The following is a 15740-nucleotide window of genomic DNA, read 5'->3' as shown; positions in this document are numbered from 1 at the left end:
AGAACAGCATCGCTGTTCTTTTTTTAAATCATATATCCGCACACCATAGTTCAATTTCAATTTTTAGCTCAGGCCATCCTAAAGCTGATACATAAGCAACCGTCATTGATGGGTAAGCTGTTTTGAAAATCGTATCCCACTGAGGATATAGATGGTCCCAGTCAATTTCTTCTGTTGCCCATATATTGACCTTGATCACATGTTCTTCATTCAATCCCTCTGATTTAAGGATTTTTTTGATATTTTCAAACGTATTCGTTACTTGGTCGTTTAAGCTTGATGGGATCTGCCCATCTATATCTGTCCCTACCTGACCAGATGTAACAAATAATCCCGCACCCTTTGGCACCCTTGTAATATGACTGTAGTTACCAACAGGTTTCGGCATACTTTCTGGGTTTTTTCTCGTGATTTTTTCCATGTTATGTCCCTCACTCACGTTTATTTTTCTGCTAGTTTTTTCGTTTTGTAGACAGACTTCACCAATTTCTATCTACCTTCAAAGAAAACAGCAGTAGAGTATCCATAGCCACAAGGTAAGAACATCAATATCTTCTTTTTCATGACTGAAACACTCCTTTTGTTTGCGTGAGCAAGGTTTTGATTAACTTCATAGTACCACATAGTCAAAATGAATTATAGACGATAACGCGCAATGTCCTGATTCAACCGCATGCTAAGTTCATTGAGTCTTTCTGCTGCTTTTGCCACATTAGAGATGGCTGTCACTTGTTCGTCTGTGGATGCAGTGATTTCTTCGATCGCCGCTGCGTTTTCTTGAGAAACATGTGCTGCGCCGTGCATGGCTTTTGTGATAAGGTCGTTTTGCTCCAGCAGTGTATTCAGCTCTTTTGCCATCGCGTTTGTTTCAACGATGGTTTGTGAAATCAATGTAGAGATGGCATTGAATTCGTGTTCTGTTGCATGCACCGCTTCATCCAGCTCGGCAAAACGATCCATTGTGTTAGACATGATACCAGCTGTTGTTGTCGTTTCTTCTTTAATGCCTTGAATCATTTGCTGAATTTGAACGGCTGATTGTTTTGTCTGCTCAGCTAAATTCCGCACTTCACTCGCCACAACTGAGAAGCCTTTGCCGTGCTCTCCTGCACGTGCTGCTTCAATGCTGGCATTCAGTGCCAGTAAATTGGTCTCATTTGAAATGCTTTCAATCGTATCTGTGATTTGAGAAATATCCTGTACTTTTGTACTTAACTGCTCGATTCCTGCTCTAATGCCTTGAGACGCCTGAATCGATTGTTCATTCGATTGTTTTAATTGCTGTACGATTTGCTGGCCCTGCTGTGATGATTGACTCGATTGGTCGGAAATCCGTTTAATTTGATCACTCTGTTCTTTCACATTCTCAATAGATTGATTAAACTGGGTCATTTGTTGATTGGCTACTTCAAGATCAGATGCTTGATGAAGTGTTCCAGTCGAAATGTCTCCGATGGCTCGTCCAATTTCTTCACTGCTGGCTGAGGTTTCTTCAGATATCGCCGATAAATCTGTCGCTGATTCCACAAGCTGACTGCTCGTATCCTGTAAACCGCTCACCAGTGTTCTAAGCTCTCCTGACATATGGTTAAAGCCTTTTGCCAGCTGTCCGATTTCATCCGTTGTTTCCTTTAAGCTCGTGCGTTCAATATTCCCCGCCGCAATTTCCTTTGAAGCAGCAGTGACTTGCTTGAGCAGTCTGACTTTTCCTCTGGCAGCTAAATAAAAGACGCCTAAACTCAGAAGGGCGACACCCGCTGTAATGAGAATAATATAGAGCTTCATCTGCTCTAATTCTTTATAAAATTCGTCCTGGAAGACAGCGATGCCTACACTCCAATTCCACGGTGTAAACTGGCTCATATAGGCAAGCTTTTCCTTTTCTTCGCCGGTTGCATCGTCCTTATCCATATAGGTCACATAGTGTGCATCCTCATCTTTTGCATTGGCGCCAGCGACCATTTTTTGACGATTGGTCGTGTTATCTGGAATGACACCGATGTCGTTGACCGGATGGACCTGGGTTGAGTAGTCAGTGCCATATGCGATCAGATAGCCTTTATTTTTATAGATAAAATCTGATTTTTGAGATTGGTATCCCTTCCCGTTGTCATTTTTGGGTCCGCTCAAGTAAAGGCGGGCCTGTTCTTGCGCCTGCTCAAGCGTCAGTTCTTTTTTCTCCACACGGTCATTCAATTGTTCAAGTGTGGCCATTGCTCCGCTGACGATGTGCTTTAAATCTGCTTTCCCTGCATCAATTAATACATGTTTCGCTAACAAATATCCCGTAGTTCCAACAAGTCCGCCCGTTAAAATCGTGATCACGATAATGGCAGACATTAATTGAAAAAAGACACTTCTTGACGCAAACGCTTTCTTTTTCATAAACAAATTCCCCCTTATTTTATATATCGTCAAGCTGGGGAAAGTATTAAAAAAAGTCATAGAAGAAAATCCCTTTCGCACGTTGGAAAGGGATGTTCAAATTATCGAGTTGCTTCTTTAAGAATGGCTTGATAAAGATCGTCTGTTGGCGAGAGTCCACATACCTCTTCCAGCACACCTTCAATGCCTTTTTCTTTTCGTAATGCCTGCAGACGAACAGCTTCTTCATCTTCAGTAAAGTCGTAAGCCAAAGCTGCCACGATGCCTTTAACTAAATACTGTGGCTGTTTGATCTTTTTCGCTGGACCGATTAAACGGTCATCTGCTCCGAGCTTTCTAAGTGGAGAGCGTGCGACACGCGTGACTTCATCAGAGATAAAAGCATTTTCAAATCGTTTAATGATTTTTTGAATATACGCATCATGTTCTTCTTTTTGAAAGCCATATGTGTCGATTAAATAACTGCCTGTTTCGTGAAGTGCACCTTCGACCACTTGACGAATCTCTTGTGTATCGACAGCTTCTTTAATCGTTTGCACACCTTTCTCGTACCCGACATAAGCAGCTAGTGCATGTCCTGTGTTGACAGTAAAGAGCTTACGCTCAATAAATGGCGTCAAATCTTGTACAAAGGTCGCTCCGTCAATTTGAGGAACGTCTCCAATAAAGCCTGTCTCATCAATCACCCACTCGAAAAATGGCTCGACTGATACTTTCAATATGTCCTCATGGTGCTGAATTGGGACAATGCGATCAACCGCAGCGTTTGGAAAACCAACTGTGTGTGACAGCGCTTCTTGTTCATCAGCTGTTAAATGAGAGAAAACGGCTTTCTTTAAATGAGAGCTGCCGCCAATCATATTTTCACATGCCACAATGTTGATGATATGATCAGGCTTTTTCTGTTTTAAACCTTCAGCAATCGACGAAGCAATGATGTTCAAAATGGCTGGTCCAACAGCTGTTGTAACGAGATCAGCTGTTGCAATCGCCTCTATTAAAGCAGCTGGATCTTTTGCGGAATTGATGGCTGACACAGGACCGACTACTTCTTGCTGCTGCCCTGGTGCTGCGAGTTCAACCGTGTATTCTCCTTTTTCATTCAGCTCGTTGATGACCGCTTCATTTACATCGGTAAAAACGAGCTCAAATCCTGATGCTTTTAACAAAGATCCGATAAACCCTCTGCCAATATTTCCTGCTCCAAAATGAAGTGCCTTCATGTTAGTTCACCTCGTTAAAGATGGCGATCAGTTCATCCTGATCCTTTGCATGAAGGATACGCTCTACGTTTTCTTCTTCTGAACAGACAATCGCAATTTGAGAAAGAATATCGAGATGCTCATTGTTTTTACCAGCGATGCCAAATACAACTTTAGCAATATTCCCCTCGCCGTATTCAACGCCGTCTGGAATTTGGATAATGGAAATCCCTGAATGAAGGACAGCCGCTTTCGCATCCTCTGTTCCATGAGGAATGGCAATTCCGTTGCCCATAAATGTAGAAGAAATATTTTCTCTTTCAAACATTTTGTCCACATAATCACTTGTGACATAACCGTTTGCCACTAAGACTTCGCCTGCTTTTTTAATGGCTTCTTCTTTAGAGCCCGCTTGTTCGTTTAGAAAAATATTGTCTTTTGAAAGTACTTGTTTCATGAAAGATCACACACCTTTTTTAGAATGAAAATCAGAAAACAACCAAAACGGGGAGTTCAATTAGAAAAATTGGACTCAACCCGTTTCGTCATGTTATTTTTTCAATTTCTCAATCAGCTCATCGTATTTCGGACTGTTTAAGAAATTATCAACTGAAATATGCACAGCTCCTGGCAGTTTTGCCTTCGCTCTATCTGTTAAATCTTTATGAGTAAAGACCACATCGGCATCATCTGGAATGTTGCTGATGGATGTATTTGTCACATCAATATCAAGCTCTGCCTTTTTGACTTTATTCTTTAAAACGGATGCGCCCATCGCACTTGATCCCATTCCTGCATCACAGGCAAAGATGATTTTGTTCACGTCATCTGGATTGATCTCATCTGGAGATGCTGCTTGCTCGCTTGCTTCAGCACCTTCTTTTTGTGCTGTAAGAGCAGCTGCTGCTGCACTTTTCTTGCCTTTCATGTCTTGCATTTTTTCTGTTGCTGCTGTTAAGTCTTCATCCACTGCTTTAGACGCTTTCAAAATGACAGAAGCGACAAGGAATGATACGACCGCTGCCACGACAACACCTGCTAGAACGGCAAGGTGGCCGCCTTTTGGTGACATGAGCATAAGAGCGATGATGCTTCCTGGTGACGGCACAGCCTTTAAGCCTGCATTTAACAGTGTAAAAGTTAGAACGCCGCTTGCTCCCCCAGCAATTACCGCTAAAATGAGCTTTGGCTTCATTAAGATGTATGGGAAGTAAATCTCATGGATTCCCCCTAAGAATTGAATGACAATCGCACCCGGTGCAGACTGCTTTGCTGTCCCTCTTCCAAAGAACATGTAGGCCAGAAGGACACCGAGACCTGGTCCTGGGTTAGTTTCAAGCAAGAACAGAACGGACTGGCCTGTCTTCGCCGCTTGCTCCACCCCTAATGGACCTAAAATTCCTTGGTTAATCGCATTGTTTAAGAACAATACTTTTGCTGGTTCAATGAAGATACTTGCCAGCGGAAGTAAATGTGCATTGACAATGATATCTACACCTGCCGCAAGGGCTTTATTCAGACCTAGTACCACTGGGCCGATGGCGTAGAAAGCAATGGCGACTAAAATGGCACCTAGAATACCTGCACTAAAATTATTAATCAGCATTTCAAAACCTGATCTGATTCGGTCTTTAAACAGCTGGTCGATTTTCTTAATGAGATACCCGCCAAGCGGTCCCATGATCATCGCACCTAAAAACATTGGGATGTCCGAACCGACAATAACCCCGATCGTAGCGGTTGCACCGAGTACCCCGCCTCGATGGTCATATACGAGCTTCCCGCCTGTGTAACCGATTAAGAGCGGCAGCAAGTAGTTGATCATTGGACCAACAAGTGTATTTAATTGTTCATTTGGAAAATAACCACTTGGAATGAACAATGCAGTGATGAGTCCCCAAGCGATAAACGCTCCAATATTCGGCATGATCATACCGCTTAAATAGCTTCCAAAGCGCTGTACTTTTACGCGAAATCCGCTTTTTTCCTGCATCTATGAAAACTCCTTTCTTCTCTCCCTTTATTTAGGGCTTTATAGGTCAAAAGATATAAGAACAAGATTCAGTGAAGCCCTTATGCCTATCGTAAAACGCTTTCACTTTCTCATCAATTGAAACTAAATGTCACTTTGTCACATCGTGTGTGACAAAATTGAAAAATGATGTGAATTCTCTGTCAGATCTCAACATATAATGGGTGGAAAGCTTGATATGCCGTTGTTTTCACGCAAAATTCATGGGAATTTCACAACTTTCAAATGGTCACTTCTTGTTTCCTCTTCTTAAATCGAATAGGCTTATAATTGATCAAACCTATTCAATTAAGAAATGTCTGCGCAGACATGACACAGAAAAAGTGAACCATCTTGCTATTTGTTTCGTTTACCTTTTAGAGAGGGCGGTACAATAGAAGGAGCGGTTTTTTCTGTGACTCACAGTTTACTGCCGCTTTCTTTCTGATACATGAGACATTTTCATAGGTAGAAAGGCGGTTATTCACTTTGTTTAAAAATAGTCAGTGGCTTCTGCTTCTTATGGTCATGTTCGCTTTTTTCATTCCAAAGGAAGCATTTGCTCATGCATATGTCGTGAGCTCGAACCCAGCCGCAAATGAAGAGCTGGATCAGCAGCCTCCTTCAGTCTCGATCACATTTAGTGAAGGAATTGAGAGCGGGTTTCATGCCATTAAGGTGCTAAATGCAAAAGGTGATCGTGTGGATAAAGGAGATACGGTCATTAAAGATCAAAAGATCATGGAAGCGGCTTTAAAAAAGAATTTACCTAAAGGGATTTACACCATTCAGTGGAATGCGGTATCAGCGGACGGACACTCCGTCTCTGGCATGATTCCGTTTAGTATTGGAAAAGCGGCTGGCGGCTTTGACCAATTAGAGCAAGGTCAAACGGATGAATCTATTGATGTGGCATCAACTATTGATAAAGCCTTTCTTTATACGTCATTCAGCTTATTCCTTGGCACCATTTTGTTTGGACTGCTTTGGTTTAAGACTGCGATTTCACCTGTATTGGCGAAACGAATGAAGCGGATTTTGACATTGTCATTAATCATGATGGGCGGAGCACTTGTGTTCCAGCTGCCGATTCAGACAAAGTCAGCGGCAGACGTGTCCTTTTTTGGGGCATTTCAGCCTTCGCTTTTACAAGAAACGATTGCGTCCACTTCTGGCGGTAGTCTGTGGATGATGCTTATGGCGTCATTTGTACTTCTCACCATCTGGACAATTGTGGCGATGAGAAAAGGGGACTTCTCTTCTTTTCGTGTTTGGCTGTTTCCACTGCTTCTCTTCACAGTGCTGCTTTGGCTGAAAGCACAAATCGGACATCCAGCCGCAACAGACAATAAAATACTCACAACATCACTTGATTTCATCCATCTCGTCTCTGCTTCGATTTGGATCGGTGGTTTAACAGCCATTATCCTTCTTTTGATGAAAAAACTGCCAAATGAAGATGAGCCGCTCATACGGAATACGCTCGCAGCATTTCATCCTTGGGCACTGCTCTCTGTTGGACTTATTGTGTTTTCAGGATTTGTGAATGCCATCTTTATTTTGCAATCGTTTGACGCTCTTTTCCAATCAGCATACGGACGCACCTTTTTAATCAAGCTTGGTTTATTTATCATCATGGGCCTGCTTGGACTTATGCATTACTTGATGCTGAGATGGGAAAAAAAGCAGAAACGCAGCGTTTCCTTACGAGCTGAATGGATGATCGGGATCGCCATTTTGTTATTAACGGCTGTCTTTACTAATATTCCGAGCCCTCCTCCGCCTGCACCTGAGCCTTTCTTTGGCGCCAATCAGGTCGAGCATCGTGACATTGTGTCCTTGAGCATTACCCCGAATGCCCCGGGGAAAAACTCATTCGAGGTGGCATTTACAAAGAAGAATGGCGAAACGATCACTGATATTCAATCTGTGACAGCCAAGATTCATAAGGTGGCTTTATTCGGTGATGAGACACCAAGTGAATTTCAGCTGAAACGATTAAAAAATGGTCATTTCTCTGCTGAAAATCTCTTATTAAATGAAAAAGGCACATGGAAAATTGAAATCCATGCGTTAACTGGTTCTTTTGAGAATATCGATACCACCTTTATAAGAAGAAACTAAAAGGAGTTCATCACATATGAAAAAATACGTTAAAGCTTTATTACCAATGCTTCTCGCTTCATTTATATTGGCGATTCCTGTGAGTGCGCACGTAACAGTCAAGCCTGATACATCTGCGACAAATGCTTGGGAGACCTATACATTAAAGGTTCCTTCTGAAAGTGACAGTCCAACGACTAAGGTTGTCGTGAAAATTCCTAAAGGCGTAGAATTCCAGCAATATGAGCCAGTACCTGGCTGGAAAACGTCAACTGAAGAGAAAGATGGCAAGGTGACAAGAGTGACTTGGGAAGCAACAGGTAAAGGTGTGCTTGCTGGACAATTCCAGCAATTCGTTTTTGTAGCGAAAAACCCTGAAAAAGCTGGTGAAGCTGCATGGGATGCGTATCAATATTATAAGGATGGAACGGTCGTTGAATGGACTGGCGATAAAGATGCTGATAAACCTCATTCCATCACAAACATTGTGGCATCTAATACCGTAACGGATTCACATGGTCAAGAAAAACCAAAAGAAGAGAAGGCCTCTGAAAAAGCCTCTGCTTCTTCCTCACCACTTGTCCTTGGTCTGTCCATTGCTGCTCTAGTCGTGGCACTGATTGCACTTGGACTTGCTTTTAGAAAAAAATAAAAGCTGTATGAGCGATCGTTTTCTTAGAAACGATCGCTTTTTCTTCCTTTACACATGTACAAATCTCACTGTTTACTTTTATGAAAAATCAATTATTTTCCATTTTCCCAACTTGTTATTACCAATATAGGATTGAATAGGATAAATCCACATGCCATAATGAGACAGATGACCACATAGGAGGCTATGAGATGAACCATGTAATCATTTTTGCTCATCCCCAGCAAAGCTTAAATCAAACCTTATTAGATCTTGTTGTGAGCACTCTATTGAACAATGGTCATAAAGTGACTGTTCGTGATGTCTATGCCCTAGGTTTTTCGCCAGAGCTCACCATTGCAGAAAAGGCTGCGATCAAATGCGGTGATGTCCCGATCGACATTCAAAGAGAGCAGAAGCTGATTCAGCAAGCGGATGTGCTGACGTTTATTTTTCCAATATGGTGGACAGGCTTGCCAGCTATGCTAAAGGGCTATGTAGAGCGCGTCTTTTCTGAGGGCTTTGCTTATCAGAAGAATGAGCATGGAGTGATTGAAAATTTACTTCGGCACAAAAAAGGGGTCATTATCAACACGCACGATGCCCCGAGGAATTTTCTTGATTCCAATATGAGCTTCTCCTCCTCTCATCACATGACAACGGATACAGAAGTCTTTAATCTTATTGGGGTTCAGCCTGTCGAACGGCTTTTGTTCAGCAGTATGGAACAGGCATCTGCAGATTACATACATGAAATTCTGAAAGAAACGAAAGAAACGGTGGACCAGCTTTTCCCGCCGGCTGTATAACATAAAAAAGACTGCTGAGATTCCTCAGACAGTCTTTTTCACGTTTATTCGTCTAAACCAATAGATACATATTTTGTTTCTAAATATGGTTCGATTCCTTCGATTCCACCTTCTCGCCCTATTCCGCTCTCTTTCATACCGCCGAACGGTGCTTGGACAGCTGATGGACCGCCATCATTCCAGCCAATAATTCCATAATCGAGATGTTCGGAAATGTAGAGCCCGTTCCGATAATTTTCTGTAAAGAAATAAGCTGCAAGGCCAAAAGGTGTATCGTTGGCTAATTCAATTGCCTCATCTAACGTTTGGAATATCGTAATCGGTGCCACTGGACCAAAGGTCTCTTCATGCATGATGTTCATCGAAGGGTCCACATGTGTAAGAACCGTTGGCTGGACAAAATAATATGATTTGTCATCGTCGAAATGCGTATCGCCGCCAACAAGAACTTTCGCCCCTTTATCCACTGCATCTTGGATTTGGCCGACAATTTTATCAAAGCCGCGCTTGTTGATAATTGGACCGATAGATGTGCCTTCTTCAAAGCCATTTCCCACTTTCAGCTTTTCTACTTCTTTGCTGAACCTTTGCGCAAATGCTTCATGAATGTCTTCATGTACAATTAAGCGGTTGGCACAGACGCAAGTTTGTCCTGCATTACGGAACTTAGACGCCACTGCTTGTTTGACAGCTAGTTCAAGATTTGCGTCCTTGTCTACGATAAGCGGGGCATGGCCGCCAAGCTCCATTGATACATGCTTCACTGTACTCGCACTGTTTTTGATCAAATGCTTTCCGACGGGTGTTGAGCCTGTAAACGTGATTTTTCGAATCAATGGACTATCTGTGAAGATTTCACCCACTTCTTTGCCATCTCCGACAACCCATTGCAATGCATCCTCTGGAATACCAGCTTCATGACCTAATTTCACTAGTTCAATGGCTGTCAGCGGTGTGTCTTCAGCAGGTTTTACAATAAACGTACAGCCTGCTGCAAGCGCTGGGGCTGCCTTTCTCGTAATCATCGCCGCAGGGAAATTCCACGGAGTAATGGCAGCAACAGGACCAACTGGCTGTTTTGTGACGAAAAGGCGTTTGCTTGTCGTATGTGATGGGATGGTTCTTCCGTAGATTCGCTTTGCTTCCTCCGCGTACCATTCAATATAACCAGCCGCATAGACGATTTCCCCTAATGCTTCTTGATACGGCTTCCCGTTTTCTTCTGTAATGATTTTCGCAAGCCTTTCTTTATGTTCAATCATCAGATCAAACCACTTGCGAATGATATTGGCACGTTCATGCGCTGACGTTTTGGCCCATGCTTTGAATGCTTTGTGTGAGCGGGAAATTGCGTCTTCGATCTGTTCGTTTGTATGCTGAGCAACTGAAGCAATTTCTTCTCCTGTTGCAGGATTATACACTTTGAGTTCGTTTGTCATGCTCTACCGTCTCCTTCGTTCTTGGATTCATTACATATAGTATATACCCAATGAGTACCCAACCTAAAAGCAAAATCCATTCAGCTGGCCATGATAAGGAGGCCGGCATTCCTGGAAAGTAAAATGAAAGAAAAAGAAGACTCAGTCCAATGGCTAGAACGCCTGTCGTTCGCCAATATTTAATGCGGTATGGACGCTCAAGCTCGGGTTCTATTTTGCGAAGTCTCATAAAGGCGATGGATACAATTAAGTACCCAACGATGATTCCGACACCGCCCGCATTCACAATCCACACGAGGGCAGGACGGCCTAATAATGGAGCAAAAAAGGCCAATGCCCCAAGAAACAAAATCGCATTTGTCGGTGTTTTATACTTTGGATGAATATACGCAAACCATTTGGAAATCATGCCTCTTTCCGCCATGGCATATAGGATACGGCTTGCCCCGATGATAAAAGCGTTCCAGCTTGTCACAATCCCTGCTACACCGCCAATAACCAGCACTGTTCCAAATGCTTGATGACCGAGAAGCTGAACCATGGCATCTGCTGTCGCTAATGAAGAGGCTTCAAGCTGTCCTTTTGACATTCCAGCAGCTACCCCAAAGACAATAAGCAGATAAAAAACGACCGCGCTTACGATAGAAATAATCAAGATTCTCCCAATGATTTTCTTTGGTGCATGAATTTCCGCTGCTACTTGTGGAATGACATCAAACCCAACGAATAAAAAGGGAATCATGACTAATACCGCCATGAGACCGCCAACCCCGCCTTGAAACATCGGCTCAAGGTTTGCAAAATCTCCATTAAATGTTGCGCCGCCTAAAAGGAGAAAACCTGTCAGAATAATCGCCACTGTGAACACGGATTGAAAAATGGCAGCAGGCTTCGCCCCAATGTAATTCAGCGCTGTTAAAAACAATGCACCGCCAGATCCAATCAATACCCACGTGAAATAAACGTCCCATCCCCCTATATTCCATAAGAAGCCAACATGCTGTGTTGGAATCACATAATCAATGACGGTCGGCAAGGCGACAGCTTCAAACGTAATCACAGACACATAACCAAACAATACGCCCCATGCTGAGACGAACGCTGCTTTCATCCCAAATGCCCGTTGGACAAAGACGAGCCCTCCGCCTGTCTCTGGAATCGCAGATGAAAGCTCGGCATACGTGAGTCCAATAAAGATCACGAGAATGCCTCCTATCACAAAGGCAATCACACTGCCTAAAAAGCCAGCTGTTAAAATCCAATCTCCCGAAAGTACAACCCAGCCCCAGCCAAGCATTGCACCAATGGACAAAAACAGCACGTCTGACTGCGACATCGTTTTTGCCATTTGTTGTTTTTGCATACAACCATCCCCCTTTGTTGTTTAGCGTGCTTTGAAGGCTTCCTCGATGATCCCTAGTCCCTCGTGAAGCAGCTCATCTGTGATGACAAGTGGTGTTAAAAAGCGAATAATATTCCCATTAATCCCTGCCGTTAATAGAAGCAGCCCGTGATCGTTTGCATATGCTGCAATCGCTGCGGCTGTTTTCTTATCCGGTGTACGTGTTGTTTGATCTTCCACAATTTCAATCGCCGCCATTGCCCCTAATCGACGTACTTCCCCAATGAATGGATACGCTGTTCTCCATTCATTGGCTTTGTCCTCAATGACTTGTCCAATGTGTTCAGATCGTTGATTCAATTGTTCAGTTTCAATGATATCAAGAACAGCCATTGCTGCTACACAGCCTAACGGACTTCCTGCATATGTTCCCCCGAGCTCCCCTGGATCTGCCGCATCAAGCAGTTCTTTTCTGCCAACGACACCACTCAGCGGTAAGCCAGCTGCAAGAGATTTTGACACAGTAATTAAGTCCGGCACCACATCAAAGTGCTCAATCGCAAAGTATTTCCCTGTTCTCGCAAAACCGGTTTGGATTTCATCTGCAACAAAGACAATCCCGTGCTGCTGACAGAATGATGCAACATGCTGAACGAAACGCTTCGATGGTACAATGAATCCGCCCTCCCCTTGGACTGGTTCCATGACCACACAAGCAACGGTTTCTGGTGCAACGGCTGCGACGAAGAATTGATTGAATTGATCAATGATGTACTCGTCGTATGCGGCATCACTTAATCCTTCAGGCTTTTGATAGTAATAAGGGTACGGTGCTTGGTACACCTCAGATGCGAATGGTCCGAAGCCAAATTTATATGGCTTGACCTTGCTCGTCATGCTCATTGTCATATTCGTTCTGCCGTGAAAACCTCTTGTAAACGACACAACGCCCTGTCTTTTCGTATATTTACGGGCAATTTTCACGGCATTTTCAACAGCTTCTGCACCTGAATTAAGGAAAATGGTTTTCTTATCATGGTCTCCTGGTGTGAGGCGGCAAAGCTTCTCTGCCAATTCGATATACGATTCGTACATCATCACGTTAAAACCTGGATGAATCAGGCTCTCTGCCTGAGCTTTGACCGCTTCAACCACCTTTGGATGTGAATGTCCTACGTTTAATGTGCCAATGGCGCCTGCAAAATCGATAAATCGCTTCCCATCAATATCGAACAGCTCGGCTCCTTTCCCCTTCGCTGCAAGATGACGGTTGCCATTACTCACGCCTCTTGCGACGTATTGATCTCTTTTCCCCTGCCATTCTTCAGTTGAAAAACGGTTTGTTGTCGTTTGACTCATTGTCATCCATCCCCTTTATATCCTTTTTTATTATTCTGAATATTTTTTGGTATGATAGAAAGTACCAATATCATTTTTTTCATGGTACCAGAGAGGATGGAATGGTGAGATGCTGACAATTCAACTAGATCAAACAGGGCAAAACGGATATATTTATCATCAAATTTATATGAAAATCAAAGAAGAAATCTTAAATCGCAACTTGCAGCCACACGATCAATTACCGTCCAAACGAGAGTTAGCCGATACATTAAACGTCAGCGTTAATTCAGTGAATGGCGCCTATCAGCAGCTGCTTGCCGAGGGGTATTTATACTCGGTTGAGCGCAAAGGTTTTTTCGTGGAGTCACTAGAAACGTTTCATGAATCTGGTCAGCTAAAACCCTCTTCTCTTCCTGTAGATTTAAAGGAAGAACCGATTGCACGAGACGACTGGTATTCTTTTTCACATATCTCCGTCGATACAGCGAACTTCCCATTTAAAAGCTGGCTAAAAAGCGAACAAAAGGCGATCCATCTCCACCAAGATGCCTTCGGTGAGCTTCCGCATCCACAAGGTGTGTATGAGCTCAGGGAAACGATTGCCCGGCTGATCGGACTTGCGAGAGGAGTCAAATGCTATCCAGAACAGCTCATTTTAAGTGCAGGCACACAGTCACTGATCCATTCGTTATCAAGCATTCTTCCAGCCGATCAAGTATACGGGCTAGAAAACCCTGGCTACCGCCGGCTCTATCAAATGCTGAAAAACAATCATCATCAAATTGAAACGATTGGCATTGATCAAAAAGGTGTGCGGATGAACGACATTTATAAGAAACAGCCGAATGTGTTGATCATCACCCCTTCACATCAATTTCCAACAGGGGTGATTATGCCGATTTCCCGGCGCATTCAGCTGTTAAACTGGGCAGCTGATCAACCAGATCGTTATATCATTGAGGATGATTATGACAGTGAATTTAAATATGGCACAGACAGCATTCCAGCGCTGCAAAGTCTCGATCGATATGACAAAGTCATTTATATGGGCACCTTTTCAAAATCATTGTTGCCGGGCTTGCGGCTAAGCTATATGGTGCTGCCTCAGCATTTATTGAGACGCTATAAAGAAGAACAGCATTTTTTCATTCAAACTGCTAATCTTTTTACACAATACACCCTTCTTCATTTTATAAAAGATGGGGCGTATCAACGGCATATTAAACGAATGAATGGTTTATATGAGGAAAAACGGAAGCAGCTCATTGAAGAGCTCAATATGGTTTTTGCTGACAATGTGCGGATTATTGGTGAAAATGCCGGGCTTCATTTTATCGCAGAGTTCCGTTCAAATCGGACGCAGCATGAGATTTTACAGCGAGCGAAAGAAAGGAAGCTGAAAATGTACGGAATGGATCGGTTTACCCTTGATGAGCAATTGCCGGGGCATCAGCCAGGCTTTATCCCGCTCGTCCTCGGCTTTTCGCATATGAGGCGAGAGGATATTCAGCCGGCAGTGAAACGGCTGTATGATGCCATTTTCGGGAAATAAAACAGCCAGCTGCTCTTTATAGACAGCTGGCTTACCACCGCTTTTTATCTACAGCTAGAATCGATGACATGAGTCCAGGAAAAGCGGTCTCGATGTCTTCTTTTCTTAAAGAATAGTAACGGTGCTTCCCGTCAATTCTCACTTTCACGACGCCTGCCTCCCTCAGCACTTTGAAGTGATGGGAAAGCGTGGATTTGGCAATATTCATCTCATACGTGCCGCATGTCCTCTCCCCCGCTTCTGCCAAGCAGCGGACAATTTCTAAGCGGATTGGATCAGCCAATGCGTGCAGCACAGAAATCAGTCTCATATCTTCTTTGTTTGGATGGTTTGGATTCGTCATACGATAAATGTATCGTATTTTGTGCTCACATACAATCTCATTCACCTAAAACTCATGAACTGACTAGGCATGTAACGATTTAACTTCATTCACGTCCATTACTTAAGAGACGCTGTATTGAAGGGAAGGAACCTATTTTGATACGTAACATATGGTTTAGTTTATTGCTCTTGCTGCTCACGTTTTCCTTATGCGCCTGCCAATCAGTCCAATATTCTCAATCGAAACCACCTAGTGCGGAAGAGTTATTAGCTATGGATCAGCAGGCAGATTTATTTCAATGGGAAGGAACCGTGTATGAAACAAATGTAGATTGGACGACATCCTTACACGTCACAAAACATCAGCAAGTAGGTGTCATTCAGAAAACAGCCGCTAAAAATTTTGAACATGGTACAGCTTCTAGGCTGCAAAAAGGGACCGCTATTTACTCTGTGAAGGAGAGAGAAGACCTTTTGGTCGTTGAACTTCACGGCAAAACAAAAATATATGTCGCACATGCGGAAGGATAAAGTACCTGTCATACAGACGGGTATTTTTTTAAGTTCATTTTCTTGTCTTAAGGCATTGGTTTTGTTATGA

The 15740-nt window shown here is 43.2% G+C and carries 14 protein-coding genes; 5 read left to right on the top strand and 9 right to left on the bottom strand.

The window, feature by feature from the left end:
• Window positions 1-28 precede the first annotated feature (28 nt).
• From AC3WTB_RS14250 to AC3WTB_RS14230, 5 genes are all read right to left on the bottom strand, one after another.
• Entirely contained in the window at window positions 29-421 is a 393-nt protein-coding gene (locus AC3WTB_RS14250) for a RidA family protein (protein ID WP_126682215.1), read from the bottom strand.
• Between the two features lie 215 nt (window positions 422-636).
• A complete protein-coding gene (locus tag AC3WTB_RS14245; protein WP_492333879.1) occupies window positions 637-2385 on the bottom strand; it encodes a methyl-accepting chemotaxis protein in 1749 nt (582 codons plus the stop codon).
• Window positions 2386-2486: 101 nt separating this feature from the next.
• Complete coding sequence (locus AC3WTB_RS14240) at window positions 2487-3608, bottom strand: mannitol-1-phosphate 5-dehydrogenase (protein ID WP_492333878.1); 1122 nt, start codon at window positions 3606-3608, stop codon at window positions 2487-2489.
• Window position 3609: 1 nt separating this feature from the next.
• Window positions 3610-4044, bottom strand: coding sequence for a PTS mannitol transporter subunit IIA (locus AC3WTB_RS14235; RefSeq protein ID WP_039176556.1), 435 nt, complete (start codon window positions 4042-4044; stop codon window positions 3610-3612).
• 93 nt (window positions 4045-4137) lie between these two features.
• Window positions 4138-5580 (bottom strand): PTS mannitol transporter subunit IIBC, encoded by a 1443-nt coding sequence (locus AC3WTB_RS14230; protein ID WP_039176553.1) that lies wholly within the window; start codon window positions 5578-5580, stop codon window positions 4138-4140.
• A gap of 507 nt (window positions 5581-6087) precedes the next feature.
• Between AC3WTB_RS14230 and AC3WTB_RS14225 the strand changes: the two genes are divergently transcribed.
• From AC3WTB_RS14225 to AC3WTB_RS14215, 3 genes are all read left to right on the top strand, one after another.
• A complete protein-coding gene (locus AC3WTB_RS14225; RefSeq protein ID WP_369879129.1) occupies window positions 6088-7722 on the top strand; it encodes a copper resistance CopC/CopD family protein in 1635 nt (544 codons plus the stop codon).
• 16 nt (window positions 7723-7738) lie between these two features.
• A complete protein-coding gene (locus tag AC3WTB_RS14220; protein WP_099662914.1) occupies window positions 7739-8353 on the top strand; it encodes a YcnI family copper-binding membrane protein in 615 nt (204 codons plus the stop codon).
• 191 nt (window positions 8354-8544) lie between these two features.
• Entirely contained in the window at window positions 8545-9141 is a 597-nt protein-coding gene (locus tag AC3WTB_RS14215) for an NAD(P)H-dependent oxidoreductase (protein WP_039176546.1), read from the top strand.
• 44 nt (window positions 9142-9185) lie between these two features.
• On the opposite strand, the gene AC3WTB_RS14210 is transcribed toward AC3WTB_RS14215, so the two are convergent.
• Genes AC3WTB_RS14210 through gabT form a run of 3 tightly spaced genes read right to left on the bottom strand, consistent with a single transcriptional unit; the run spans window position 9186 to window position 13281 of the window.
• Complete coding sequence (locus AC3WTB_RS14210) at window positions 9186-10580, bottom strand: NAD-dependent succinate-semialdehyde dehydrogenase (RefSeq protein ID WP_492333877.1); 1395 nt, start codon at window positions 10578-10580, stop codon at window positions 9186-9188.
• Window positions 10555-11943: an APC family permease gene (locus AC3WTB_RS14205; protein WP_047202688.1), complete on the bottom strand. Its 1389-nt coding sequence runs from the start codon at window positions 11941-11943 to the stop codon at window positions 10555-10557. The genes AC3WTB_RS14210 and AC3WTB_RS14205 overlap by 26 nt, the downstream gene beginning before the upstream one ends.
• A 21-nt stretch (window positions 11944-11964) precedes the next feature.
• Window positions 11965-13281: a 4-aminobutyrate--2-oxoglutarate transaminase gene (gene gabT / locus AC3WTB_RS14200; protein ID WP_492333876.1), complete on the bottom strand. Its 1317-nt coding sequence runs from the start codon at window positions 13279-13281 to the stop codon at window positions 11965-11967.
• 109 nt (window positions 13282-13390) lie between these two features.
• On the opposite strand from gabT, the gene gabR reads away from it, so the two are divergent.
• A complete protein-coding gene (gene gabR / locus AC3WTB_RS14195) occupies window positions 13391-14815 on the top strand; it encodes a MocR-like transcriptional regulator GabR (RefSeq protein WP_064498680.1) in 1425 nt (474 codons plus the stop codon).
• Between the two features lie 31 nt (window positions 14816-14846).
• Here the strand turns inward: gabR and AC3WTB_RS14190 are convergent, their stop codons facing one another.
• A complete protein-coding gene (locus AC3WTB_RS14190; protein WP_039182979.1) occupies window positions 14847-15158 on the bottom strand; it encodes an ArsR/SmtB family transcription factor in 312 nt (103 codons plus the stop codon).
• A gap of 137 nt (window positions 15159-15295) precedes the next feature.
• On the opposite strand from AC3WTB_RS14190, the gene AC3WTB_RS14185 reads away from it, so the two are divergent.
• Complete coding sequence (locus AC3WTB_RS14185; protein ID WP_492333875.1) at window positions 15296-15670, top strand: hypothetical protein; 375 nt, start codon at window positions 15296-15298, stop codon at window positions 15668-15670.
• Window positions 15671-15740 lie beyond the last annotated feature (70 nt).

The sequence above is a fragment of the Bacillus sp. EB106-04-04-XG123 genome, from assembly GCF_058791855.1.
This window is presented reverse-complemented; position numbering and strand designations above follow the sequence as displayed.

What these genes read in the sequence shown, in the direction of transcription:
- AC3WTB_RS14250 (WP_126682215.1), bottom strand. Translation starts at nt 421, where the DNA reads ATGGAAAAAATCACGAGAAAAAACCCAGAAAGTATGCCGAAACCTGTT.
- AC3WTB_RS14245 (WP_492333879.1), bottom strand. Translation starts at nt 2,385, where the DNA reads ATGAAAAAGAAAGCGTTTGCGTCAAGAAGTGTCTTTTTTCAATTAATG.
- AC3WTB_RS14240 (WP_492333878.1), bottom strand. Translation starts at nt 3,608, where the DNA reads ATGAAGGCACTTCATTTTGGAGCAGGAAATATTGGCAGAGGGTTTATC.
- AC3WTB_RS14235 (WP_039176556.1), bottom strand. Translation starts at nt 4,044, where the DNA reads ATGAAACAAGTACTTTCAAAAGACAATATTTTTCTAAACGAACAAGCG.
- AC3WTB_RS14230 (WP_039176553.1), bottom strand. Translation starts at nt 5,580, where the DNA reads ATGCAGGAAAAAAGCGGATTTCGCGTAAAAGTACAGCGCTTTGGAAGC.
- AC3WTB_RS14220 (WP_099662914.1), top strand. Translation starts at nt 7,739, where the DNA reads ATGAAAAAATACGTTAAAGCTTTATTACCAATGCTTCTCGCTTCATTT.
- AC3WTB_RS14215 (WP_039176546.1), top strand. Translation starts at nt 8,545, where the DNA reads ATGAACCATGTAATCATTTTTGCTCATCCCCAGCAAAGCTTAAATCAA.
- AC3WTB_RS14210 (WP_492333877.1), bottom strand. Translation starts at nt 10,580, where the DNA reads ATGACAAACGAACTCAAAGTGTATAATCCTGCAACAGGAGAAGAAATT.
- AC3WTB_RS14205 (WP_047202688.1), bottom strand. Translation starts at nt 11,943, where the DNA reads ATGCAAAAACAACAAATGGCAAAAACGATGTCGCAGTCAGACGTGCTG.
- gabT (WP_492333876.1), bottom strand. Translation starts at nt 13,281, where the DNA reads ATGAGTCAAACGACAACAAACCGTTTTTCAACTGAAGAATGGCAGGGG.
- gabR (WP_064498680.1), top strand. Translation starts at nt 13,391, where the DNA reads ATGCTGACAATTCAACTAGATCAAACAGGGCAAAACGGATATATTTAT.
- AC3WTB_RS14190 (WP_039182979.1), bottom strand. Translation starts at nt 15,158, where the DNA reads ATGACGAATCCAAACCATCCAAACAAAGAAGATATGAGACTGATTTCT.